At 68.9% G+C, this 18381-nt stretch carries 16 protein-coding genes; 9 read left to right on the top strand and 7 right to left on the bottom strand.

Annotated elements, in window-relative coordinates; translation table 11 throughout:
- Positions 1-128: 128 nt before the first annotated feature.
- The 4 genes from psaC (at position 129) to KBY97_RS11215 (ending at position 4913) form a co-directional block, all read left to right on the top strand.
- Positions 129-374 (top strand): photosystem I iron-sulfur center protein PsaC, encoded by a 246-nt coding sequence (psaC, locus tag KBY97_RS11230; protein WP_094513650.1) that lies wholly within the window; start codon positions 129-131, stop codon positions 372-374.
- Between the two features lie 196 nt (positions 375-570).
- Positions 571-2520 (top strand): glutamine--fructose-6-phosphate transaminase (isomerizing), encoded by a 1950-nt coding sequence (glmS, locus tag KBY97_RS11225; protein ID WP_255147056.1) that lies wholly within the window; start codon positions 571-573, stop codon positions 2518-2520.
- A gap of 38 nt (positions 2521-2558) precedes the next feature.
- Positions 2559-3851 (top strand): hemolysin family protein, encoded by a 1293-nt coding sequence (locus tag KBY97_RS11220; RefSeq protein ID WP_255147140.1) that lies wholly within the window; start codon positions 2559-2561, stop codon positions 3849-3851.
- A 54-nt stretch (positions 3852-3905) separates the two neighbouring features.
- Complete coding sequence (locus KBY97_RS11215; RefSeq protein ID WP_255147055.1) at positions 3906-4913, top strand: Gfo/Idh/MocA family protein; 1008 nt, start codon at positions 3906-3908, stop codon at positions 4911-4913.
- On the opposite strand, the gene KBY97_RS11210 is transcribed toward KBY97_RS11215, so the two are convergent.
- Positions 4874-8191, bottom strand: a complete 3318-nt coding sequence (locus KBY97_RS11210) for a glycoside hydrolase family 15 protein (protein ID WP_255147054.1) — start codon at positions 8189-8191, stop codon at positions 4874-4876. The two genes, KBY97_RS11215 and KBY97_RS11210, sit on opposite strands and share 40 nt — an antisense overlap.
- A gap of 95 nt (positions 8192-8286) precedes the next feature.
- Between KBY97_RS11210 and KBY97_RS11205 the strand changes: the two genes are divergently transcribed.
- Positions 8287-9021, top strand: coding sequence for a WecB/TagA/CpsF family glycosyltransferase (locus KBY97_RS11205; RefSeq protein ID WP_255147052.1), 735 nt, complete (start codon positions 8287-8289; stop codon positions 9019-9021).
- Between the two features lie 54 nt (positions 9022-9075).
- Here KBY97_RS11205 and KBY97_RS11200 read toward each other — a convergent pair whose 3' ends face one another.
- Entirely contained in the window at positions 9076-9240 is a 165-nt protein-coding gene (locus KBY97_RS11200; RefSeq protein ID WP_255147050.1) for a photosystem II reaction center protein K, read from the bottom strand.
- Between the two features lie 44 nt (positions 9241-9284).
- The gene (gene tgt, locus KBY97_RS11195) at positions 9285-10388 is read right to left on the bottom strand and encodes a tRNA guanosine(34) transglycosylase Tgt (protein WP_399217720.1); all 1104 of its coding nucleotides are present in this window, start codon (positions 10386-10388) and stop codon (positions 9285-9287) included.
- 117 nt (positions 10389-10505) lie between these two features.
- Here tgt and KBY97_RS11190 point away from each other — a divergent pair, with 117 nt between their 5' ends.
- Positions 10506-11297 (top strand): adenosylcobinamide-GDP ribazoletransferase, encoded by a 792-nt coding sequence (locus tag KBY97_RS11190; protein WP_255147049.1) that lies wholly within the window; start codon positions 10506-10508, stop codon positions 11295-11297.
- On the opposite strand, the gene KBY97_RS11185 is transcribed toward KBY97_RS11190, so the two are convergent.
- Positions 11269-12435, bottom strand: a complete 1167-nt coding sequence (locus KBY97_RS11185; protein ID WP_255147048.1) for a sensor histidine kinase KdpD — start codon at positions 12433-12435, stop codon at positions 11269-11271. The genes KBY97_RS11190 and KBY97_RS11185 overlap by 29 nt on opposite strands.
- A gap of 397 nt (positions 12436-12832) precedes the next feature.
- Here KBY97_RS11185 and KBY97_RS11180 point away from each other — a divergent pair, with 397 nt between their 5' ends.
- Positions 12833-13204, top strand: coding sequence for a DUF3155 domain-containing protein (locus tag KBY97_RS11180; RefSeq protein WP_255147047.1), 372 nt, complete (start codon positions 12833-12835; stop codon positions 13202-13204).
- A 120-nt stretch (positions 13205-13324) separates the two neighbouring features.
- Here the strand turns inward: KBY97_RS11180 and KBY97_RS11175 are convergent, their stop codons facing one another.
- On the bottom strand, positions 13325-13933 hold the full coding sequence (locus tag KBY97_RS11175) for an alpha/beta hydrolase (protein WP_255147046.1): 609 nt from the start codon (positions 13931-13933) through the stop codon (positions 13325-13327).
- A 68-nt stretch (positions 13934-14001) separates the two neighbouring features.
- Between KBY97_RS11175 and purH the strand changes: the two genes are divergently transcribed.
- Positions 14002-15567, top strand: a complete 1566-nt coding sequence (purH, locus tag KBY97_RS11170) for a bifunctional phosphoribosylaminoimidazolecarboxamide formyltransferase/IMP cyclohydrolase (protein WP_255147045.1) — start codon at positions 14002-14004, stop codon at positions 15565-15567.
- 55 nt (positions 15568-15622) lie between these two features.
- Entirely contained in the window at positions 15623-16081 is a 459-nt protein-coding gene (locus tag KBY97_RS11165) for a DUF4079 domain-containing protein (protein ID WP_255147044.1), read from the top strand.
- A gap of 164 nt (positions 16082-16245) precedes the next feature.
- On the opposite strand, the gene KBY97_RS11160 is transcribed toward KBY97_RS11165, so the two are convergent.
- Together KBY97_RS11160 and KBY97_RS11155 are read right to left on the bottom strand one after the other, a co-directional pair.
- Positions 16246-16887 (bottom strand): DUF1997 domain-containing protein, encoded by a 642-nt coding sequence (locus KBY97_RS11160; RefSeq protein WP_255147043.1) that lies wholly within the window; start codon positions 16885-16887, stop codon positions 16246-16248.
- Between the two features lie 190 nt (positions 16888-17077).
- Positions 17078-18274, bottom strand: a complete 1197-nt coding sequence (locus KBY97_RS11155) for a 4-hydroxy-3-methylbut-2-enyl diphosphate reductase (RefSeq protein WP_255147041.1) — start codon at positions 18272-18274, stop codon at positions 17078-17080.
- Between the last annotated feature and the right edge of the window lie 107 nt (positions 18275-18381).

Genomic DNA, 18381 nt, shown 5'->3' with positions numbered 1-18381 from the left:
CATCCTACGGGTCCGCCCCGGACGGGACCCCGGGGCATATGAAAAAGAATGACGGCCTCGGCCCAGCCCAGCCTTGGCTTCGGTCGCCTTGGGTACCTTGGCCGCACGCCGTTCGCCTCCGGTCGGGCATGTCCCACTCCGTCAAGATCTACGACACCTGCATCGGTTGCACCCAGTGCGTCCGGGCCTGCCCCCTCGATGTGCTGGAGATGGTGCCCTGGGATGGCTGCAAGGCTGGCCAGATCGCTTCCTCCCCCCGCACCGAAGACTGCATCGGTTGCAAGCGTTGTGAAACCGCCTGCCCCACCGATTTCCTCAGCGTCCGCGTCTACCTGGGCGACGAAACCAGCCGCAGCATGGGTCTGGCCTACTGAGCCCGCCTTGGCCCTCTGCAAGCGCTTCCAGCCCGGCGCATGCCGGGCTTTTGCATGTTGGCCTTTGCGTGCTGTGCGTCCATGCCGCCTGGAGCTTCGGCCTGCGTGTCCGGCGGCCCAGCCGCTGAGTGTCACCTGGAGCCGTTGCCACCCAGCGGCGATCCTGTAGAACCAGCCCAATTCCGACCCATCGCCCATGTGCGGCATCGTTGCGGTGATCGGCTCCAGGGAGGCCGCCCCCCTGTTGATGGAAGGCCTCCGTCAGCTCGAATATCGCGGCTACGACTCTGCCGGTCTGGCCACGGTGTCCACGCCCGGCAGGGCCGGCGCCTCCGCGGCTGGCTCCTCAGCTGAGCCGGACGGCACGCCCCAGCTCATCTGTCTGCGGGCGGAGGGCAAGCTGGTGAACCTGGCCCAGCGGCTGGAGCGGCAGGGTGCCACCGGCAACTGCGGCATCGGTCACACCCGCTGGGCCACCCACGGCAAGCCCGAGGAGCGCAACGCCCACCCCCACCTCGATGGCAGCGGCCAGCTGGCGGTGGTGCAGAACGGCATCATCGAGAACCACCGGCAGCTGCGCGAAGAGCTGCAGGCCGAGGGCGTTCACTTCCGCTCCGACACCGACACAGAAGTGATCCCGCACCTGATTGCGCGGGAGCTGGCGGCCCGGCTGGCAGCGGGGGCGACCCCGAGTGGCGCCCTGCTGCTCGAAGCGGTGCAACAGTTGCTGCCGCTGTTGCATGGTGCCTATGCCCTGGCGGTGCTGTGGGCCCAGACCCCCGGCGCCCTGCTGGTGGCCCGCCGTCAGGCGCCGCTGCTGATCGGCCTTGGCGAAGGGGAGTTCCTCTGTGCCAGCGACACCCCCGCCCTGGCTGGCTTCACGCGCACGATCCTGCCGCTCGAAGACGGCGAACTGGCCCTGCTCACGCCCCTCGGCATCGAGCTCTATGACGCAACCGGTGCCCGGGTGCAGCGCCTGCCGCGCCTGCTCACTGGCACCGAGCACGTGGCGGACAAGCGAAGCTTCCGCCACTTCATGCTCAAGGAGATCCATGAGCAGCCGGAAACGGCGGCGTTGTGGGTGGCGCGCCACCTGCCGGAGCCCAGCGGCGGCCCGGCCGGCCCGTCCCTGGTGGCGCTACCGCTGGAAGACGGGGTGTTCGAGCAGGTGGAGCGGGTGCAGATCCTCGCCTGCGGCACCAGCCGCCACGCCTCCCTGGTGGGCGCCTACCTGCTGGAGCAGCTGGCCGGGTTGCCCACCTCGGTGTTCTACGCCAGTGAATTCCGCTACGCGCCGCCGCCGCTGGTGCCCCACACGCTCACGATCGGGGTCACCCAATCGGGCGAAACCGCCGACACCCTCGCGGCGCTGCTGATGGAGCGTGAACGGCGCGACCTGATCCCCGATCCCACCTACGCCCCACGGCTGCTCGGCATCACCAACCGGGCGGAGAGCTCGCTCGGGCGCCTGGTCCCCCACCTGCTCGACATCGGCGCCGGCATTGAGGTCGGTGTGGCTGCCACCAAGACCTTCATGGGCCAGCTGCTGGCCTTCTACGGCCTGGCGCTGTCGTTCGCTGAACGGCGCTCCAGCCGCAGCCCAGCCGACTTGCAGGCCCTGGTGAGCGGGCTGCGGGCCCTGCCGGCCCAGCTCCAGCAGCTGGTGGAAACGCACGACCGCCAGTGCGCCGAGCTTGCCCATCTTTTTGCTGACACCCAGGATGTGATCTTCCTGGGCCGGGGCATCAACTATCCGATCGCGCTGGAGGGGGCCCTCAAGCTCAAGGAGATCAGCTACATCCACGCCGAGGGTTATCCGGCCGGTGAGATGAAGCACGGGCCGATCGCCCTGCTCGATGCGCGCGTGCCGGTGGTGTCGATCGCGATGCCGGGCGTGGTGTTCGACAAGGTGCTCTCCAACGCCCAGGAGGCCAAGGCGCGCGATGCCCGTTTGATCGGGGTGGCACCGGAAGGCCCCGACACCGGCCTCTTCGATGTGCTGCTGCCGGTGCCGGCCGTGGACGAGCTGCTCTCGCCCCTGCTTACCGTGATTCCGATGCAGTTGCTGAGCTATCACATCGCGGCCCATCGCGGCCTCGACGTCGATCAGCCCCGCAACCTGGCCAAGAGCGTCACTGTGGAGTGAACCTTCCTTTCGCCGTTGACGCCCCGATCGTGCTGGTCCTGCGCCTGAGTCTCCTGCTGGTGGCCCTGGTGGCCCTGTTGGGCTTTTTCGCCGCGGCTGAATTCGCCCTGATCCGCCTGCGCTCCAGTCGGGTGCAGGTGCTGGCCAGCGACGGCACCCCTGGCGCCAAGGCGGTGGAGCGGCTGCAGAAGCGCCTGCGCCGCACGCTGCTGGCCACCCAGCTGGGCGCCACGCTGGCCGTGGTGGCGCTGGGGTGGTCGGGGCGCGGCCTGGCGGCGAGCCTCGATCCCACTGGCCAGCGCCCCTGGATCGACCTGCTGGTGTTCGCCGTGATCGTGAGCCTGGCCACCCTGCTGGGCGGCCTGATCCCGAAGGCCTGGGTGCTGCACCGCCCGGAGGCCTCCGCCCTGCGGCTGGCGCCGGTGCTCGAATCGGTGAACCGCACCCTGGCACCCCTGCTCACCCTGTTCGAGCGGGTCACCGTCACCTTGCTGCGCCTGCTGGGGCTGCCCCGCAACTGGGATGCGCTGGTGCCGGCGCTCTCGGCCGGGGAGCTGGAAACCCTGATCGAATCCAACAGCGTCACGGGGCTGATGCCGGATGAGCGCAACATCCTCGAAGGGGTGTTCTCGTTGCGCGACACCCAGGTGCGGGAGGTGATGGTGCCCCGATCCGGCATGGTCACCCTGCCGCTTGATGCCTGCTTTGCCGAAATGATGGATGCGGTCCATCAGACCCACCACGCGCGCTTTCCGGTGATTGGCCAGTCGCTGGATGACGTGCGCGGCATGCTCGACCTGCGTCGCCTCGCCGAACCGATCGCCCGCGGCCAGCTGCAGGGCGACACCCCCTTGGCCCCCTTCATCTCGCCAGTGGCCCGCGTGCAGGAAACCGCGTCGTTGGCGGAGCTGCTGCCGCTGATCCGCAGCGGCCAGCCGCTGCTGGTGGTGGTGGATGAGCACGGCGGCACCGAGGGGCTGGTCACGGTGGCCGATCTCACCGGCGAGATCGTCGGCGACGAGGACGACGATCTTGAGGGGGGCGACGATCTTCAGCAATTGCAGGACGACAGCTGGCTGGTGGCCGGCGAGCTGGAAATCTTCGAGTTGAACCGGCAGCTGGGTCTGCGCCTGCCCGAAGCCGATGGCCATCACACCCTGGCCGGCTTTCTGCTGGAGCGCCTCCAGCACATCCCGGCCCCCGGGGAAAGCCTGCGCTGGAAGGGCCATCACTTCGAGATCACCGCCATGGACGGCCCCCGCATCGAGCGGGTTCGCATCACCTGCCGGCCCGCCGATGAACGGAGCCCCGCCGCGCAGGGTGATCGTTGATAATGCCGTCTAAGGAACGAGGTCTGGGCCGTTGACGCGCGAGCATGTGACGCGATGACGACGGATCCCATCACGCCGGTGAAAGTCGGCGTCATTGGCATCGGCAACATGGGTTGGCACCACGCCCGGGTGCTGAGCCTCCTGCGCGATGCGGAGTTGGTCGGGGTGGCCGACCCCGACGCCCAGCGCGGCCGGCTGGCGGTCGAGCAGTTCGGCTGCCGCTGGTTTCCCGACTACGGCCCGCTGCTGAGCGAGGTGGAGGCGGTGTGCATCGCCGTGCCCACCCTGCTGCACCACCGGGTCGGCATGGCCTGCCTGCAGGCGGGCCTGCATGTGCTGATCGAGAAGCCGATCGCTGCCACCCAGGAGGAGGCCAGCGCCCTGATTCAGGCCGCCGAAGCCAGTGCCCGCCAGCTGCAGGTGGGCCACATCGAGCGCTTCAACCCCGCCTTCCGCGAACTGCGCAAGGTGGTGGCCAATGAGGAGGTGGTGGTGCTCGAAGCCCGCCGCCACAGCCCCCATGCCGATCGGGCCAACGACGTGTCGGTGGTGCTCGATCTGATGATTCACGACATCGATCTGGTGCTGGAACTCGCCCAGGCGCCGGTGGTGCGGCTGGCGGCGGCTGGCGGGCGCAGCGCCGAGGGGCCGATCGACTACGTCAATGCCACGCTCGGCTTCGAGAACGGCGTGGTGGCGAGCCTCACGGCCAGCAAGATGGCCCACCGCAAGATCCGCAGCCTCAGCGCCCACTGCCGCGCCAGCCTGGTGGAAACCGATTTCCTCAACCGCAGCTTGCACATCCACCGCCGCGCCCACGAGTGGGTGTCGGCGGATCACGGCGAATTGCTGTACCGCAACGACGGCTTCATCGAGGAGGTGAGCACCACCTCGATCGAACCGCTCTACGCCGAACTGGAGCACTTCCTGCAGTGCGTGCGCGGCCGGGAAACCCCAGCGGTGGATGGCCAGCAGGCCTCGCGTGCGCTGCTGCTGGCCAATCTGATTGAGCGGGCGGTGGATCAGCCGGCGCTCTGCATGGCACTTGACGTGCCCATCTGAGCCGGGGCTGGGGCCGGGCGGATCTCCGCCAGATCGCGCAGGGCCAGCATCTGCCAGCGGCGGCAGGTGGCGGGTGAGGAGCGGTAAAAGAGATCCCAGGCCGACGCCTTGTGCTGCGCGTAGGCCGCGATCGGCTGGTGGGGATGGGTCTGGGCCCAGCCGGCCCGCACCGCGTAGCCGATCACCACATCGAGTGCCAGGTAGTCGTCGAAGCGCACCTGGGGGTTGGCGCCCACGAAGGCCACCAGCGACAGCAGCGTTTCCGTGCAGAGCTGCCGGTATTCCGGTGCCTCGATCTTGATCAGCAGGTGCTCCACCAGCGACGCGAAGTTGCGTTCGCCCCGGGTCTTCTCCGACAGCAGCGGTTCGCTTTCCAGCCGGTTGCGGCGCTCCAGCTTGTCGCCGATCACCAGGCCGCGGCAATGGTGCAGCAGGTCCCAGATGCCGGCATAGAAATCGCGCGGGACCCGCTGCAGGGCCCCCAGCCGCTGGCGGTGCTGCAGCCAGCTGGTGCCGCCGGGGGGGAGATCCTCCATCGGATCGGGCACTTCCCACTGCACCCGGCCCAGCAGGTGGAGCTGCTCTTTGGCCAGCAACGCCTCGCGGGCGTGATCCACGTCGGCGAGCACGGCCCGCAGGCGGCGGCGGATGGCATGGGGGGGGAGGCTGCAGAGCGTTTCGAAGGCTTCGTCGGGGGTGAGATCCTGTTCAGCCGCCAGCTCTCCGGTGAGCAGCAGCAGCAGCTGGCCCAGCTGCAGGGTGAGGCTGCCGCGCAGCAGCTTCGGCTCCAGCCGCGCCAGGCCATCGAGGGCGAGCAGCAGCTCCTGCTGCAGCATCCATTCGCGGCCGTCTTCGCCGCTGAAGCGCTGGATCATCGCCGCGATCGCCACGCTGCCCTGCGGTTCGGTGATCAGCGAGTCGCGCGTGTAGTTGCGGCCCACCACCAGCTGCTTCTGGTGCACCAGCAGATCGGTGAGCGCATCCTCCAGCTGGGGGTGCACCAATTGCATCAGCCCGCCGCAACGGCGCACCACGTTCCAGTCGCCCTTCATCAGCCCACGGCGGTAGACCTCCTCCACCAGACCCCGCAGGGTCACCGGGCCGCTGCTGAGCGGGCCCTGCAGGATGGCGTTGGAGCCGAGCCGCCGCACCAGCTGTTCGAGCACCTCGGCCTGTTCGGGCAGGGAAGTGCTGCTCCAGAGGCGGTTGGCGAGGGCGGGCAAGGACGCGTCTTCAAGCTCCTGCTCCTGCTGGATCGTGAGCGGTTGCTGGCTGGTGCTCTGCAGCAGCAGCGGTGGGCGGCTGTGCGCCGTTGGCGCCGCGGCGGCCGGGAGTGGCGGCAGCGTTTCCCAGCCGGCCAGCTCGGTGAAGGCTTCGAGCCGGTCGAGCCGCACCGGCACCCCTTCCACCAGCCCTTCGCGCAGCCGTTCACCCAGCCGCAGCAGGGCGCCCGGATCCCTGCCGAAGGGCACCACAGCCAGGGGAATCACCAGCAGCGGCAGCCCTGGCCCGCGCCACTGGCGCATCAGCACCCGCAGCTCGCTCACCACGGTGTCGGCGAGCTGTTCGGGGTCGTCCGCCAGGTAGAAGGTGCCTTCCTCCAGCACGGCGGGCAGGAAGGCGATGGTGTCCTCACCGTCGGCGCCAGGGCAGCGGTAGAGACGCGCCGTGGCCATGGTTTCCATCCGCACGGGCGGATGGCCGCTGAGGCCGAGCCGGGCGTTGGCGCCCACCTGAGCCTTGCGCCGTGCCAGCTGCTGGGAGCTGGCGATGCGTACGGCGCCATCCGGCCGGCTCACCGGCAGACCTTTCTGCTCCAGGGCGGCGGCGATCTCGGCGGTGGCCGGCGCCAGGGCCACCAGCACCTGCTCCGCCCCCAGCGGCCGCGGCAGCCGCCGCCCACAGGGGTCGATGTCCTCGGGCTCGATCAGGCCGTGCAGCAGCAGATCCCCCAGCCAGGTGAGGCTCTGGGTCCACAGCAGCGGCACGTTGGCATTGGGCACCCGGGCCTGGCTGCCGGGCTGGCGCCGCTCTGCGGCAATCGCCTCCTCCGGCACCAGGTAGAGCTCGGGCAGCAGCGGCACGCCATCCACCAGCACGCTCACCGATTCGAGCCGCCGCCGCCAGCGCCAGGCCTCCTCCCAGCGCTGCTCGCAGCAGGCCGTGACCAGCTCGTAGCCCAGGAACAGGGGCCATTCGCATTCGATGCTCTCGAACTGCGCCAGCTCCTCCCGTTCGTAGTGGAGGCGGTTGTGGTCTTCGATCAGGGTCTGGTGGCCATCGCGGCGAAAGCGCTTGTAGCCGTAGGCGCCGCCGAGCTCGCGGCGGATCTTGGTGCGGGTGCGCTCCACCAGCTCCGGCGTGTCCACCGCCCAGGCCGGGTAGCCGATCACCGCCAGGCAGGCGCTGTCCACTTCCTTGCTGGCTGACTCCCGGGGCAGCAGGGCCTGCAGGGCCCGCCGCAACCGCACGATCGCGTCGTGGGGAATGTGCAGACGGCAGTGGCCGTTGCCATGGGGGCCATAGAGATCCAGCCCTTCGAGCGCCTCCAGCGCCGCCTTCACCAGACCGATCGAACTGGCATTGCGTTCCGGTTCGCCGTGGTTGCCCTTGTCGCCCCGCTCCCAGATGCCGTAGTCGGCCACGCGATAGGCGCGGGCCACGTAGTACACGAGGTTCTGCAGGAAATCCCGCTCGTGATGGCTGCGCACCACCACCAGCCCCGCCCGGGTGAGCTGTGCCAGCTGCAGCAGGTAGAGCGCCGTGGCATCAAGCTGGAGGTGGCCCCAGCCGTCATCGGGCACCACCGGATCGCCGCTGGAGGTCTCGAATTTGGCGTGGATGGCATCGAGGCGGTCGAGGCTGCGCTTGAAGCGCTCCACCTTGTGGGCCTGGCGCATCATCGCTGTGAGCAGGCCGCGCATCAGCTGCAGAACACGCTGCTCCAGCTCATACACCCGCGTGCCGGCCCCGTGCAGGCGCCGCTGGGCGATGGCCAGCCCCCAGACGCACTGGATCGAATACACCCCGTCCCGCACCCAGGCGTCGCCGTAGTTGCCATGCACGGTGTGGGCGGTGCTGGCGGGCAGCAGTCCGCTGATCGGGTGCTGGCGCACCAGCACCACCTGGTCGATCTGGGCAAACAGCCGCTCGAGCAACGCTTCTGCCTCGGTCCGCTCCAGCCGCAGCGGGCCCTGCCTCACGGGCGCTTCATGTGTGGGCAGGCCGTGGGCGGGATCGCCGCTGCCCCAGGTATCCGCCGCCCAGCTGTCTGTCATTCCTGCTTCGGCTCCGTGCGACGGGAATCACGGCGCCACCGGCACCGGTACTCTCCACTCATTCTCTCCCGCGGCCCCACGGCCCTCAGGCAGCGATGGCCACACAATCCACCCCGTTAGCGGCCCGGCGCTCCCGGGTGCTCGGCCTGCCGGTGGATGTCTGCCCGGATGTGTTTGCGGCAGCGCTCGATCTCCATGGCGCTGGCGGCGGCCAGATCGTCACCCTCAATGCCGAGATGACCATGGCCGCCCTGGAGCAGCCGGAGCTGGGCGCGGTGATCCATGCCGCCGAGCTGGTGATTCCCGATGGCGCCGGCGTGGTGTGGGCCCTGCGGCGGCAGGGGCATCGGGTGCGGCGCACGCCGGGCATCGAGCTGGCGGATCGCTTGCTGCAGCAGGCCGCCGAGGCCGGCTGGCGGGTGGCGCTGGTGGGGGCCAGCCCGGAGGTGATGGCGGCGCTGAGCGAGCACCTGCGCCGGCGCTTGCCGGCGCTCCAGCTGGTGTTGACGATCCACGGTTACCAGGCGCCGGAAGCCTGGCCGGGCCTGGAGCACGCCCTGCACAGCGCCCAGCTCGATCTGGTGCTGGTGGCGCTGGGGGTGCCCCGCCAGGAAACCTGGATTCAACGAGTCCACCACGGCCACTCCGGGCTGTGGATGGGGGTGGGCGGCAGCTTCGATGTCTGGGCCGGCGTCAAAAAAAGGGCGCCCCGTTGGATGGGCACCCTGCAATTGGAATGGCTGTTCCGCCTCATCCAGGAACCCGCTCGCTGGCGGCGGATGCTGGCCTTGCCGGCCTTCGCCTGGGCGGTGATCCAGGAGCGCCGCTGAAGCGAACGGGACCCGAGCTACCGCTAGCAGCGAAAGACAGTCAGCAGAAGCTGATCAGCGGAAGCCCACCGAGGCCTGCCAGACGAAGGCCAGCAGCAGGAAGAACAGGGGAATGATCGGCAGGATGTCCACCAAGGGACCGAAGGCCTGATAAGCCTCCGGAAGCTGGGCCAGGGTGGAGCCCGCCGCAGTGTTGGCAGTCGCGAAGGCGAAGAGCATGGAGAAAGGCATCTCGGGCCTTGGAAACCTGTGTGGATCGGACGCTACCACGTGTGCGCCGCCGGAGATCCCTGCTCCCACGGAGCGAAATCCTCTGAAAAACACCCCTCCCGGATCGCCGCCGCCATGGCCCCGGTGAAGCGCAGCAGCTGGGTGAGGTTGTGGAGGCTGAGCAGGATGCGCCCGAGCAGTTCGTCGCTGCGGATCAGGTGGTGGAGGTAGGCGCGGCTGTGGTGGGCGCAGGCCGGGCAGGGGCAGCTGGGATCAAGCGGGGTGTGGTCATGGCGGAAGCGGGCATTGCGAAGGTTCCAGCGCTCGCCTCCCACCAGGGCGGTGCCGTGCCGGCCCAGCCGGGTGGGCAGCACGCAGTCGAACAGATCAATTCCCTGTGCCACCGCGATCGACATCTCGCGGTAGCTGCCCACCCCCATCAGATAGCGCGGCCGGTCGTCCGGCAACAGCGGCGTCACCTGGCGCACGATGCGATGCATCGCCTCCACCGGTTCGCCCACGCTCACCCCCCCGATGGCGATGCCGGGCAGGCCCATTGCCGCCACCGCCCGCGCCGATTCTTCGCGCAGATGGGCATGGGTTCCCCCCTGCACGATGCCGAACAGGGCCTGATCGGGCCGGCTGTGGTGGGTGATGCAGCGTTCCAGCCAGCGATGCGTGCGCCGGTTGGCTTCCGCCACATCGGTTTCACTGGCCGGATAAGGGGGGCACTGGTCAAAGGCCATGGCCACATCCGCCCCCAGCGCCATCTGGATCTCCATCGACCGCTCCGGCGTGAGCGTGATGCGGGCGCCGTCGCGTGGGGAGCGGAACACCACGCCGTCGTCGTTGATCGTGTTGATCGCCCCCAGGCTGAACACCTGGAAGCCGCCTGAATCGGTGAGCAAAGGTCGGCTCCAGCCCATGAAGCGATGCAGGCCGCCCGCTTCCGCCACCACCTGCTCACCCGGTTGCAGATGCAGGTGATAGGTGTTGGCCAGCACCATCTGGGCGTTGGTGGCGCGCAGCTGCTCGGGGGTGACCCCCTTCACCGTGGCCAGGGTGCCCACCGGCATGAAGCGCGGCGTGTCCACCACCCCGTGGGGGGTGTGGAAGCTGCCGCAGCGGGCGTGGCTGTGGCTGCAGCGGTGGGACACCTCAAAGCGGAACGGCGCCTCGGCCTCAGGCCCGGCAGCCTCGGGGGCGGAGCGGTTCACGGCGTCAGCGCGCACGGGGGACGAACCTAGGTGCTCCCTTCCGTCGCGTTGCGGCCCGTGCCCTCCCGTTCGCCATCTCCATCCGCCGCGCCGGCCTGGTGGCAGGAGCTCGCCGGCGCCTGGATCTTCTACAGCGTGCTGCCGGCCTGGCCGGGGGTGCAGCCCAGCTTCGAGCGCATCGCCCGCTTCGGGCCCTGGATCGGCGCCGTGCTCGGTGGTCTGCAGGCATTGCTCTGGGCCCTCACCGATGGCTGGCTGCCCCCGGCGGCCCAGGTGGCCCTGGTGCTGGTCTGCGGCATCAGCGTCAGCGGCGGGATTCACATCGATGGGGTGATGGACACCGCCGACGGCCTGGCGGCAGGGGAGCGGGCACTGGAGGCGATGGACGACAGCCGGGTGGGCGCCAGCGGCGTGGCCGCCTTCGCGCAATGGCTGCTGGTGCGTGCTGCCGGCCTGCTCACCCTCGCCGAGGTGGCCCCGGCGCCGCTGGTGGCCCTGGCGCTGATCTGGGCGGCGGTGTGGGGCCGTCTCGCCCCGCTGGTTGCCATTCAATGCTTTCCCTATCTGCGGCAGGCCAGCGGCGGCACGGCTGGCTTTCATCGCCAGCATTGGCGCGGCCTGGGCCGCGAACTGCTGCCCTCCCTGCCGCTGCTGCTGCTGCTGGCCCTGGCCTCCGGGCCGGTGGGTCTGGGCGGCCTCGGCGGCCTGGGCCTGGCGCCTGCGCTGGCGATTCCCTGGCTGCTGGGGCGGCGCCTGGGTGGCCACAGCGGCGACACCTACGGCGCCTGCGTGGAGTGGTGCGAAGCCGTGGCGCTTGGAGTTATGGCAGTGGCGTTGGCGCTGGCCTGAGCCGCCCCACGGCGGGCGCGGTGCTGGCGGGCAGCTGCAGGCAGAAGGCATTGCCCGCGGCAGGCAGGGCGGCATCCAGCGCCTGCGGCGGGATGTGCAGGGTGAGATCGCCACCCAGGCTGCGGGCCAGTGCCCGCGCCAGGGTGAGCCCGAGGCCCGTCCCGGCCATACCGGCCGCCTGTGCCCCCCGTCTGCCGCGCTCGAAGACCGCTTCCCGTTCGGCCGCGGCGATCGGCGCCCCACCGTCCCAGATGATCAGCCGGGGCCGCTCGCCGTCGCCGGGGGCATGGCCCACCGCCAGGCCGATCGGTGCGCCGGGTGGGCAGTAGCGAAAGGCGTTCTCCAGCAGGTTGGCCACGATCTCGGCCACGGCGCCGCTATCGCCGAACCACTGGGGCAGCGCCTCGCAGCCCAGCCAGCGGCGGCCCTGAAGCGAGGCCGTGGCGGCGGCGCGTTTCAGCAGGGGATCGAGGCGCTCCGCCAGCGCCTGGGGCTGGCCCGAACTCAGGGAGGGCGGCAGCAGCAGGGGCTGGGGATCCAGGCTGCCGGGGCCGATCAGGGGCCGCTCGATCAGGCCGTCGATCGCCTCCACGTAGCGGTTGAGCTGCTGCTCTTCCGCCAGCAGGTTTTCCACCAGGGAGCGGTTGTCGGGGTCGCCCTCCAGGCGACGGAGCAGCAGCTTGCCGAAGGTGCGCAAGGCGGCGAGCGGGTTGCGCAGCTGGTGCACCAGCAGCCGCAGATCCTCCTGGTTCCGCTTCAGCTGGCGGGTGAGCCGTTGCTCCTCCAGATCGAGGCAGAGCACTTCGGTGACCGCCTGGGCTGTGGCCTGCAGCCGTGGCGTGAGTGTGGGTGACCAGGGCAGGGAGGCCGTTTCCACCCGGATGGCACCGAGCAGGAGCTGCTCGCGGCGCAACGGCAGCCAGCGGCGCTCCGGGCAAGGCAGCTGCAGGCTGCGGTCTTCATCGACGGGGGGGAGCGCGGTGGCACTGGGTGGCCAATGGCCCACCGGCACCAGGCCCGGCTTGCCGCCTTGGCGCGTCATGGCGAGGTAAACGACCAGGGAATGGAGGTCAGAGCGATCGGAGAACTGATCCAGCTGATGGGTCAGGAAGGCCGTGAAGCGCGCAGAAACCTCCATCAGCACTGGAACGGACGGGTTGCCGAAAGAAATTGCGATCCGATGATGCGGATTTCGGAAAAAGGCTTAAGATTTACGTATCGACCAATACTTCGCTGTCCGGGAGCGGATGGCACTGCGGAGGTATCGGCGGCACCGGTTGCATTTCCCTTGCAATCGAGGCTACAGCAGAGGCTGAATCGTCCCTCTGCTGTTCGGCGCCCCGCTCGGGTGCGCCGCGTCGTTATCCGCGTTGTGTTCGGGCGCGGCCTGGCAGCAGGCCGCACTGCACACCCCTGCTCCCGGACGGCCTTGTTTTGGTCGTTCCCCGCACCCGCTACGGGTGCGCACTCAACGTGGCTCGCCTTGGCAAGCCACAAAACCCATCCTCACTTTCCTCCCCCTCGGGAGTCGTTCCATGTCGAAGAAGCGCAAGCGGATCAGCCGCCGTCGTCTTGCCGGTCAGCGTGTGTTGGCCCATGTGCCCACCCACAACCTCGAAACCGGTGAACACAAACCGGTCACGGCCGCCCGGCGCTTCATTGCCGAATCCGCGCTGGTGCCGCCGGCTCTGCTCAACGTGCGCCGCAACGAGCACACCACCGATCGCTTCTTCTGGGGCGAAAAGGGCCTGTTCAGCGCCCAGTACGCCGAAGAGAACCACTTCCTGTTCCCCTCCCTGCGTCTGATCGTCGATGAGATCGGCGAAGAAAACCTGTTCGCCGGCATCGAATCCGGCGCCGCCGACGACTGGGAAGAAATGGAAGAGTACGAATACGCCTTCGTCTGATTTCCTCTGCGGGAAGGCCGCCCCCAAGGGCTGGCCTCCCCGTGATGGCCCTAGCGAACCCTTGCAGCCACGGCCTCAACTCCAGAACTCTGGCCGCAAGGCCCCAACCCCAGGACCTGCTCAGGCCGGTGCACCGCCGAGCTGGTCCTTCAGGAACGCCCGCAGCTGCGGAAACAGTGCCGGATCGATGCTGTGCCCGCCGCTGAAGCCCAGCAGTTCGGCCTCCCCGCCGGCGCCCTGCAGCAACTGCACCAGCCGCTCGCTGGCGGCGTAGGGCACCACCGGGTCCTCGCGGCCGTGCGTGAGCAGCACCCGAGGCAGGCGGCCTGAGGGTTGCCAGTCTGGATGGGGATAGCCGCTGCAGCTAATCACGCCCGCAAGTGGCAGGCTGCTCGCCACATCCACCGCCATTGCGGCGCCCTGGGAGAAGCCCAGCACCACTGTGTGCTCCAGCGGCACCTGTTCGCCCAACTCCAGCAGGCGAAGCCGCAGCGATCGCCTGGCCGCAGCCACCAGCTCAGGCCAGAGCGGATTCTGCAGGTCGTACCACTGGCGACCCATGCCCTGTGGATGGGGTTCGGGGGCCCGCAGCCCCACCAGGCCAATGGCGGGACCAGCCAGCTCCTGGCCGAGATCGATCAGATCATCCGCATCGGCGCCCCAGCCGTGCAGCAGCACCAGCCGTTGCTTCGCCTCGGCAGGTCCGTGGGCACGCTGATCGGTAGGCATTGGAGGGGTGGGGGCGGAAAAAAACGGGGGGTTGCTGCGTAGGTTGTGGCAATCGCGTCTCGATCGACATGGCACCCACGGCGCTTCTGAGTGTGTCGGACAAACAGGGCGTGGTGGCGCTGGCCCACACCCTCCACCACAGCCATGGCTTCTCTCTGCTTTCCAGCGGCGGCACTGCCGCGGTGCTGGCGGCGGCGGGCCTGCCGGTCACGCGGGTGGCGGAGCACACCGGCTCCCCGGAAATCCTTGGTGGCCGGGTCAAGACCCTGCACCCCCGCATCCACGGCGGCATCCTGGCCCGCCGCGATGATGCCGCCCACCAGGCCGACCTCGAAGCCCAGGGCATCCCCCCGATCGATGTGGTGGTGGTGAACCTCTATCCGTTCCGTGAAACGGTGGCCGATCCGGCCGTGAGCTGGGAAACCGCGGTGGAAACGATCGACATCGGCGGCCCGGCGATGGTGCGCGCCGCCGCCAAGAACCATGCCGCCGTGGCCGTGCTCACCAGCCCGGCCCAGTACGAGCCGTTCCTGGCCGCCCTTGCGGCCGGCGCGCTCGACGTCGCGCTGCGCCGGCGCCTGGCCCTGGAGGCCTTCCGCCACACCGCCGCCTATGACGCGGCCATCAGCGCCTGGCTGGAACGCCGCCTGGAGGCCGCCGCGCCGGCCCAACCGCTGGCCATCGAGCTGCCGCTTCAGCAGACCCTGCGTTACGGAGAAAATCCCCATCAGCAGGCGTCCTGGTTTTCCGCTCCCGCCGCCGGCTGGGGCGCGGCGCGCCAGCTGCAGGGCAAGGAGCTGAGCATGAACAACCTGCTGGATCTCGAAGCCGCCCTCGCCACCGTGCGGGAGTTCGGCTACGCCGACCTGGCGCAGGGCACCGCCGCTGACGCGCCGGCCGCCGTGGTGGTGAAGCACACCAATCCCTGCGGCGTGGCGGTCGCCGCCGATGGGGCGATGGCCCTGCGGCGGGCCCTCGATGCCGATCGCACCTCGGCCTTCGGCGGCATCGTGGCGCTCAACACGCCGGTGGATCAGGCGGCTGCCGAGCTGCTCACCGGCCTGTTCCTGGAGTGCGTGGTGGCACCGGGTTACAGCCCCGAGGCCCGCGAGCAGCTGGGCGCCAAGGCCAACCTGCGCCTGCTGGAGCTCGATGCGGCAGCGATCACCCGGGCCCCCCGCCACCAGTGGCGCAGCGTGCTCGGCGGGCTGCTCCAGCAGGACCTCGACGATCAGCCGGTGGACGAAGCCGGGTGGCAGGTGGTGACGGGCCGGGCGCCGACGGCGAGCGAGTTGGAGGATCTGCGCTTTGCCTGGCGGCTGGTGCGCCATGTGCGCTCCAACGCGATTGTGGTGGCGCGCGATGGGACCAGCCTCGGCATCGGTGCGGGTCAGATGAACCGGGTGGGATCGGCGCGGCTCGCGCTTGAGGCCTCTGCAGAGGCGGCCCGGGGGGCGGTGCTGGCCAGCGATGGCTTCTTCCCCTTCGACGACACCGTGCGCCTGGCTGCCCGCCAGGGCATCACGGCGGTGATCCAGCCGGGCGGCAGCCTCCGGGATGGCGATTCGATCCGGGCCTGCGATGAGCTCGGCCTGGCGATGGTCACCACCGGACGTCGTCACTTTCTCCACTGAACGGACGGGACGTCACCGTGAGTTGTAGCTTCGCAGCGTCACCGTTCTCACTTCGATGCCGGACGCCCTGGCCTTCAATCTCAACTTCCTGCATCCCCTGCTGATGTGGGCGCTGCTGGCGCTCTTCGGCTACGCCCTCTATCTGGGGGTGAAGGCGAAGAAGACCCGCACCGCTGAACCCGAACAGCGCAAGGAGTTGATCAAGGGCAAGTTCGCCCAGCGCCACTTTCAGATCGGCAGCCTGGTGCTGGCGCTGATGGTGCTCGGCAGCTTCGGCGGCATGGCCGTCACCTACATCAACAACGGCAAGCTGTTCGTGGGGCCGCACCTGCTGGCGGGCATCGCCATGGTGAGCCTCATCGCCGTGGCTGCCGCCTTCGCTCCGGCCATGCAGAAGGGAAACATGCTCGCCCGCAAGGCGCATGTGGGCCTCAACATGACCGTCATGTCGCTGTTTCTGTGGCAGGCGGTCAGCGGCATGCAGATCGTCAACAAGATCTGGACGAGCCGCTGAGGCCCGCACAAAGCCCGCGTCGCTAAGCCTGCACAGAGCCCCAGCCGCTAAGCCTGCACAGAGGCCGATCAGGCGAATCGGCCCCCTCGTTCTGATGGACTCGTCCAGCCATCAGGGTTGGGCGAGCAGGTGCGGGCAGAAGGACTGGGCCGTGAGCCTGGTGCTCAGAAGCGTGCCTTGCGCCGGGGCGGGCAGGTGAGCTGGTGGGTGGCGTGGAAATCTTCCTGCACCTTCCAGGTGAGCTTGCGGGAGATCTGCCGCACGATCTGGCGCAGCAGGTGATCGCCGCTCGATTGCACCAGTCCTTCGGGCAGCAGCCCGATCACCGCGGGCAGCCGGATCCACACGCTCAGATCGAGCGTCCAACGCACCATGGTGGAGAGGGCCTGATCGCCTTCGCCGCGCTCAAGCTGCAGCGAGGCGTTGAAGGCGACGTCGTAGATCTGCTGCAGGGCGGGGTCGCCTTCCGGCAGGGGGATCGTCACGATCCGGTAGACCCCTTCACTCTGGGGCAGCAGCTCCAGCCCGATCGTGGGCTCCACCTCGAAGCCGAAGTTGCCGAAGCGTCCGAGGGTGAGGGCGTAGCCGTTATGCCCGAGCGGCAGCACCTGCATGGGCGCCGCACAGCGGCGAAACCAGCCGTCGTGGTGGTCGAGGTAGGTGGCAACGGTGCGTGGCTCCGCACGCATTTCCATCAGATCGGCGAAGACGCTCGTGTAGCACCGGATGCGCGCATCCTCCCCATTGCGTAACTGGGAAGTGGGCACAACAGCGGCGGAGAGGTGGCGGGGCTGGGTGAAGGTCAAAGGTTTGGACCTACCGGAGGCCGGAGTGGATGAACTGTTTCTGGTTGTCACAGGCAACCGTAAATCGCGGCGTCCGGCTGGTAGGCAGCCGATGTGACAGCAAGCTGAGATGCCCCTGTGGCAGGCCAAGCAACTGGTTGCTGCCCCTGCGCGCTGCCGTTCCCGGCGCTGACGCCGCTGGCACCGCTGCTCAGGGCTCGCACAGCTCCATCAGGTGACGAATCACATCCTCCACCACCCGGTCGGGGGTGGAGGCACCGGAGGTGATCCCCACTTTCAGCGGCCCCTCCGGCAGGAAGGGGGCCACGCTCTCCAGTTCGCCGCCCAGGGGCTTGTGCTCAATGCGGTTGCCGGGGCCGATCCGTTCGGGCGTGTCGATGTGGAAGGAACGGATGCCGCGGCTGATGGCGATTTCCTGCAGGTGCGTGGTGTTCGAGGAGTTGTACCCGCCGATCACCACCAGCAGATCCAGCGGTTCGTCCACGAGCGAGAACATGGCGTCCTGCCGCTCCTGGGTGGCATCACAGATCGTGTTGAAGGCCAGGAAGTGGTCGTTGAGAGCGGTGGGCCCGTAGCGGGCCAGCATCGTGCGCTCGAACATGCGCCCGATGTCCTCGGTTTCGCTCTTGAGCATGGTGGTCTGGTTGGCCACCCCCACCCGGTCGAGGTCGCGCTCGGGGTCGAAGCCCGGCGAGCAGGCCTTGGCGAAGCGTTCCATGAAGGCCGTGCGATCGCCCCGCCCGAGGATGTAATCGCAGACCATCTGGGCTTCAGCGGTGTCGAGCACCACCAGGTAGGTGCCGGCGAAGGAGCTGGTGGCGAGCGTTTCCTCGTGCTTCACCTTGCCGTGAATGATTGAGGTGAAGGCCTGCTTCTTGTGCTTCTCCACCGTGTTCCATACCTTCGACACCCACGGGCAGGTGGTGTCGACGATGTGGCAGCCCAGCTCATTGAGCAGCTGCATTTCCTGCACCGTGGCGCCGAAGGCCGGCAGGATCACCACATCCCCGGTGCCCACCTCGGAAAAATCCTTGACCCCTTCCTCCACCTGAATGAACTGCACGTTCATCTGGCGGAGATGGTCGTTCACCGAGGGGTTGTGGATGATCTCGTTGGTGATCCAGATCCGCTCGCTCGGATAGTGCCGGCGCGTTTCGTAGGCCATTGCCACCGCCCGCTCCACGCCCCAGCAGAAGCCGAAGGCCTCGGCCAGCTTGATCGTGAGGCGCCCGTGGCGCAGCTCGTAGCCCTGCTCACGGATCGTGGCGATCAACGCGCTCTGGTAGGCCTGCTCAAGGCTGCCTGCCACCTCTTCAGCCCGCCCGAAGCCGCGGCGGTTGTAGCGCTCTGAATGGTGCAGCGAGCGCTTGAAGGCACGGGTGTCCACGGCATCGCCCCACATCAATGACGACTCTATGGGCGGGCCCGGGCCATTGACGAAAAAAAACCCACGGCGTGAGCCGTGGGCGGAGGGCGCGGGCTCAGGCCGGGGCG

Source organism: Synechococcus sp. ATX 2A4 (genome assembly GCF_024346375.1).
GTDB lineage: Bacteria > Cyanobacteriota > Cyanobacteriia > PCC-6307 > Cyanobiaceae > MW101C3.
Note: the sequence above shows the minus strand (reverse complement) of the source record. Positions and strands in the feature narration are given on the sequence as shown.

What these genes read in the sequence shown, in the direction of transcription:
- KBY97_RS11165 (WP_255147044.1), top strand. Translation starts at nt 15,623, where the DNA reads ATGCCGGACGCCCTGGCCTTCAATCTCAACTTCCTGCATCCCCTGCTG.
- purH (WP_255147045.1), top strand. Translation starts at nt 14,002, where the DNA reads ATGGCACCCACGGCGCTTCTGAGTGTGTCGGACAAACAGGGCGTGGTG.
- KBY97_RS11210 (WP_255147054.1), bottom strand. Translation starts at nt 8,191, where the DNA reads ATGACAGACAGCTGGGCGGCGGATACCTGGGGCAGCGGCGATCCCGCC.
- KBY97_RS11215 (WP_255147055.1), top strand. Translation starts at nt 3,906, where the DNA reads ATGACGACGGATCCCATCACGCCGGTGAAAGTCGGCGTCATTGGCATC.
- glmS (WP_255147056.1), top strand. Translation starts at nt 571, where the DNA reads ATGTGCGGCATCGTTGCGGTGATCGGCTCCAGGGAGGCCGCCCCCCTG.
- psaC (WP_094513650.1), top strand. Translation starts at nt 129, where the DNA reads ATGTCCCACTCCGTCAAGATCTACGACACCTGCATCGGTTGCACCCAG.
- KBY97_RS11200 (WP_255147050.1), bottom strand. Translation starts at nt 9,240, where the DNA reads ATGCTCTTCGCCTTCGCGACTGCCAACACTGCGGCGGGCTCCACCCTG.
- KBY97_RS11180 (WP_255147047.1), top strand. Translation starts at nt 12,833, where the DNA reads ATGTCGAAGAAGCGCAAGCGGATCAGCCGCCGTCGTCTTGCCGGTCAG.
- KBY97_RS11175 (WP_255147046.1), bottom strand. Translation starts at nt 13,933, where the DNA reads ATGCCTACCGATCAGCGTGCCCACGGACCTGCCGAGGCGAAGCAACGG.
- KBY97_RS11205 (WP_255147052.1), top strand. Translation starts at nt 8,287, where the DNA reads ATGGCCACACAATCCACCCCGTTAGCGGCCCGGCGCTCCCGGGTGCTC.
- KBY97_RS11185 (WP_255147048.1), bottom strand. Translation starts at nt 12,435, where the DNA reads ATGGAGGTTTCTGCGCGCTTCACGGCCTTCCTGACCCATCAGCTGGAT.